5 protein-coding genes and 1 tRNA gene are annotated in these 3,375 nt (G+C 46.5%); 1 reads left to right on the top strand and 5 read right to left on the bottom strand.

Going from position 1 to position 3,375, the window contains the following annotated elements; translation table 11 throughout:
- Window positions 1-221: radical SAM protein (locus ENN47_10295; GenBank protein ID HDP78550.1), on the bottom strand; the 221-nt coding region annotated here is incomplete at its 3' end.
- Between the two features lie 165 nt (window positions 222-386).
- Here ENN47_10295 and ENN47_10290 point away from each other — a divergent pair.
- The gene (locus tag ENN47_10290; protein HDP78549.1) at window positions 387-1,325 is read left to right on the top strand and encodes an asparagine synthetase A; all 939 of its coding nucleotides are present in this window, start codon (window positions 387-389) and stop codon (window positions 1,323-1,325) included.
- Between the two features lie 27 nt (window positions 1,326-1,352).
- On the opposite strand, the gene ENN47_10285 is transcribed toward ENN47_10290, so the two are convergent.
- The 4 genes from ENN47_10285 to ENN47_10270 all read right to left on the bottom strand — a co-directional run.
- Window positions 1,353-1,427, bottom strand: a tRNA-Asn gene (locus ENN47_10285).
- Between the two features lie 50 nt (window positions 1,428-1,477).
- Window positions 1,478-1,852: a DUF1667 domain-containing protein gene (locus ENN47_10280; protein ID HDP78548.1), complete on the bottom strand. Its 375-nt coding sequence runs from the start codon at window positions 1,850-1,852 to the stop codon at window positions 1,478-1,480.
- Entirely contained in the window at window positions 1,852-3,087 is a 1,236-nt protein-coding gene (locus ENN47_10275) for an FAD-dependent oxidoreductase (GenBank protein HDP78547.1), read from the bottom strand. Before ENN47_10275 ends, ENN47_10280 begins: the two co-directional genes overlap by 1 nt.
- On the bottom strand, window positions 3,084-3,375 hold a 292-nt coding region (locus tag ENN47_10270; GenBank protein HDP78546.1), incomplete at its 5' end, for a (2Fe-2S)-binding protein. The genes ENN47_10275 and ENN47_10270, both read right to left, overlap by 4 nt.

Genomic DNA, 3,375 nt, shown 5'->3' with positions numbered 1-3,375 from the left:
GTCGACAAAACCTCTTCCATATCGGGAAGCTTCCTGACTCCGGTCGCGGAGTATTCATTGCAGAATGTGCATCGCGTTCTGCAACCCTCATGTGGAACGAAAATAGGAACGATATTCATGTCTATATTATAAACCGAACAGGCGGGATTTATCAAAGAGCCTTCAACAAATCTTAAACAGTGTGCTTTCTGTGTTACTTTCCAGGTGGTACAATCTATCATTCAGGAGGAATTACTATGGTTAATGTAGACTCCATTTTTCAAATTGTTATAGTCGATAATAATAGCTGGCCGGGATCGGTCAGTTAATCTCTGCATTTAAGAAAGTAGAAGATTACAGGGCCGATGGAAAACCATCGGCCCTGTTTTTTTAGGAGGGGTGAGAAAATGGAAAGCATCGGAAGAATGAGTACAAAAGTAGTTGAACATCTTAGAGACCCTTTGGTGAAATCGGCAGTCAGAGTGAAGTCTGCAATAATGGGAGAAGCGGGCAATTTTCTTCGGGGAAAGGGATTTGTCGAACTCCTTCCAACAATAATCTCACCGATTACCGACCCCCTGAATCATGAGGTCCACAACGCTAAGTTCCGTTATTATGATCAGGAGTATCGTCTAACCCAGTCGATGATATTTCACAAGCAGCTGGCATGCAAGACATTCGAAAGAATATTCATAGTCTCGCCCAATGTTAGGCTCGAAACATCGGAGAAGTCACTCTCTGGAAGACACCTTTTTGAATTCAGTCAGATTGACTTGGAAATTCGGAATGCAGAGAGAGATGAGGTAATGTCACTGGTGGAAGACCTCATCGCTTCGCTTATTAGAGAAGTGAAAAGTAGTTGCAGGGAGGAGCTGGAATTGCTTTCTTCGAACCCTACAATACCAACAACACCCTTTACAAAAGTTAAATTCATGGATGCTTACGAGCAGTATGGAAAGGACTTCGAAACCGTCCTATCTTCGAGCTTCAAAGAACCGTTCTGGCTGATAGATTTTCCAGTGTGGGAAAGGGAATTCTACGACCTGTTGTCACAAGACGAAAGAACGCTTAAGGACATGGATCTGATTCTTCCAAACGGTTTCGGGGAGACTCTTTCTGGTGGAGAACGAGAGTGGGAATACCAGAGGATTATCAGCAGAATGGAGTTCAAGGGTAATGACCCGGAGGAGCTTGCATGGTACATGGAGATAGCAGAAGCCGGTGAGCTTGTGCCTACCGCGGGTTGCGGAATTGGAGTGGAAAGGCTTACAAGGTATGTCTGCTCTCTTGATAATGTTGCCAGGACCAGACTCTTCCCCAAGGTCCCTGGTCAGAGCTGGATATAGAAAAAACTCCCCTTAACTGGGGAGTTCTGGCTCCAGCGGAGGGACTCGAACCCCCAACCGTCCGGTTAACAGCCGGATGCTCTGCCATTGAGCCACGCTGGAACACATTGATTATTGTAACTCGAATCAAAGTTTATTTCAAGTAGCCAATGCTACTGATTGGAAGTTTCGCTTCTTCCAACCGGTCTAGTAGCTACAAGTGAGGTTCCCTCACCGTCAATGTCATCTATCAAAACGTCCCCAATCTCCACCGGCGCCTCAACGGCTATTTTGCTGATTAAACTCATCTTTTCGAGTATAAGGGCTTTGTCAATTGGTCCTGTGGTCTTCGCTGAAGCAAGAGGAAGTTTTCCGTTCAAAACTCTCACGCTGGTTGCAAGTATTCGTTTCGGCATTACGAGTTCATTGAGTGCGTATTCCTTTCCCCTAGAACATTTATTGCCCGTAATAACGTATTCCTGACCACTCTTTCTCACCGAAATCCTACAACCGACAGGACAGATTACGCATGTGATTTGTCCTTCCATCAGCGCACCTCCACTGTAAGCCGACCCGCACCGATAAGAGGCGCAAGCTTTTCTTTGTTCATTGCTATCTGGATCATCTCACTGGGCACCCCATACGAGAAAGCTTTTTCGAAGTCGAGCTCTTTGAGGATAACCGTGCCCTTATTCATTGGTTTCCTCAATCTGAGATACAATCTCAAGTGCTCCTCCATATCGACTATTCCCGGGACAAGAACTCCCACATTCTCACCCCTGAAGACAGGTATCCTGTCCCCAGAAGCGCTTTCTCCAAGGGCGAACAAAGCCGCATGGCGCCCTGCTATCCAACCTTCGGCAGCCACATAATCCACAAGATCGAATATTGCCACATTGTTGCCGGCCGCAAAAACACCCTCGATGCTGCTCTCACCTGTATTAGACACCAGGAATCCTTTATTTATAGGATCGACTCTCAAATCATTGTCGAAATCTTCTACTTGTGGTAATAATCCAGCAGAAAGAATCAGTGTGTCGGCTTTGAGACGTCTGGAAGTTCCAGGGATTGGCACGAAAGACTCATCTACCTCTGATATCTCTATCTCTTCAAGTCTCCCGTTGCCCAGAACCTTGGTTACGGTCGTTGAAAGAAGAAGAGGAATTTCGTAGTCTTCGAGACACTGAACTATGTTCCTCGTTAGTCCACCTGGATAAGGCATTCTTTCGACCACCCCAACAACTTCAACACCCTCAAGCGTTAGTCTCCTTGCCATTATCAGCCCGATGTCTCCGGAACCCAGTACTACCGCCTTTCTTGAAGGAAGGTAATTCTCAAGGTTTACATATCGTTGCGCAAGCCCGGCCGGCATGATTCCAGACGGCCTATCACCTTGTATAAGAAGTGATCCAAATGGTCTCTCTCTGGCTCCAGTAGAAATCACAACAGCCTTCGAAAAGATTTCGAAAGCACCTAGCGGTGACAAAACCAACGCCCTCTTTTTTATTACATCTATCTCTCGAACATATGATTCGCCAATAACTGTCACTTTTTCTTGGTTCATCTCGTTCTGGAGTCGAACAGCAAATTCCGGACCTGTGAGCTCTTCCTGGTAGAACTGAAGACCAAAACCATTATGGATGCATTGATTCAGTACGCCGCCCACCACCGGCTCTCTTTCAAGAAGGGTGACTTCAACTCCAGTCTTTGCCGCGCTGAGGGCACAAGCCATGCCAGCTGCCCCTCCGCCTATTACCAGCACATCAGTGACGAGCCTTTTCATTGCCTCACCTTCCTGTCAACTACCCAGCTTCCTTCGCTGTTCTGTCTAACATCGCGCAAATCCTTATTCAACTCTCTAGCAATAATCTTTGCAATGTTCCAGCTACAGAAACCGCCTTGACATCTGCCAAAACCAGCTCTTGTTCTGAATTTCACTCCATCAATTGTCCTCGCTCCATCTCTTATTGCCTGAATCACCTCTGTCTCAGATACCTCGTTGCACTGGCATACTATCCTTCCATAGGCGGGATCCTTGTCAATGAGTTGTGATACTCGCTCAAACGAAAGC

This window comes from Mesotoga infera (genome assembly GCA_011045915.1).
Classification (GTDB): domain Bacteria; phylum Thermotogota; class Thermotogae; order Petrotogales; family Kosmotogaceae; genus Mesotoga; species Mesotoga infera_D.
Note: the sequence above shows the minus strand (reverse complement) of the source record. Positions and strands in the feature narration are given on the sequence as shown.

What these genes read in the sequence shown, in the direction of transcription:
- ENN47_10280 (HDP78548.1), bottom strand. Translation starts at nt 1,852, where the DNA reads ATGGAAGGACAAATCACATGCGTAATCTGTCCTGTCGGTTGTAGGATT.
- ENN47_10275 (HDP78547.1), bottom strand. Translation starts at nt 3,087, where the DNA reads ATGAAAAGGCTCGTCACTGATGTGCTGGTAATAGGCGGAGGGGCAGCT.
- ENN47_10290 (HDP78549.1), top strand. Translation starts at nt 387, where the DNA reads ATGGAAAGCATCGGAAGAATGAGTACAAAAGTAGTTGAACATCTTAGA.